The organism is Athalassotoga sp., from assembly GCF_049965695.1.
Taxonomy (GTDB): domain Bacteria; phylum Thermotogota; class Thermotogae; order Mesoaciditogales; family Mesoaciditogaceae; genus Athalassotoga.
Window position 1 is genome coordinate 1 of the sequence record NZ_JBMFWB010000069.1, and the last position, 741, is coordinate 741.

A 741-nucleotide genomic window follows, 5' to 3' on the forward strand; every position below is an offset into this window, starting at 1 on the left:
CGATTCGCGGGGGTGTTTTTTTATAATAATCATCGATTGTAATTGCCTTCACAAAATCGTTTTGAGATCACCCTTCAATTTTTTCTCCACTACAAGCCACCCGCTGCCACCTGCCATTTATTATCCATTTTCAATTCTTCCCGTGTTATAATGAATCGAGGTGATTAGATGAATAAAGTTGATTTTATAAGATCACAGATACTTCCGGTATTTAAAAAGTATAAAGTGAAAAGAGCCGGAATTTTTGGATCTGTTGCAAGAGGAGAAGATAACATTCAAAGCGATATCGATATTCTGGTAGAATTAGATGATAACCTGAGTTTATTCGATTATATAAGGATGAAATTAGAAATAGAGGAAATTCTTGGTAAAAGCGTGGATCTTGTCGAGTATAACACCATAAAACCTTTTATAAAGAGCAAAATTTTGGAAGAAGAAATAAGGATCTTATGAGAGATCAAAAATTATATTTGATCGATATAGCAGAAAGCATTCGATATATCAAAAGATTTTCAATTTTCAATTGTCAATTCTTTTCCACCCGCTACGTGCCACGCGCCACCCACTACAAGCCACCTGCCACCTGCTCTTTTATTCTCAATTTTCAATTCTTCCCGTGTTATAATGAATCGGAGTGATTTTGATTTTTGAATTGAGAAGAGAGGAGGGTAAAAATGGTTGATAAGATTTTGCCTATACCTGAAGATTCACTTGTCAGTATGCTTAAATCATTACCTGAAG

The 741-nt window shown here is 34.8% G+C and carries 1 protein-coding gene; it reads left to right on the forward strand.

Going from position 1 to position 741, the window contains the following annotated elements:
• The first annotated feature begins 168 nt into the window (after positions 1-168).
• Positions 169-453, forward strand: a complete 285-nt coding sequence (locus tag ACP5NR_RS08785) for a nucleotidyltransferase family protein (protein ID WP_428006370.1) — start codon at positions 169-171, stop codon at positions 451-453.
• The last annotated feature ends 288 nt before the right edge of the window (positions 454-741 follow it).

Coding starts and splice junctions, on each gene's coding strand:
- ACP5NR_RS08785 (WP_428006370.1), top strand. CDS start 169: ATGAATAAAGTTGATTTTATAAGATCACAGATACTTCCGGTATTTAAA.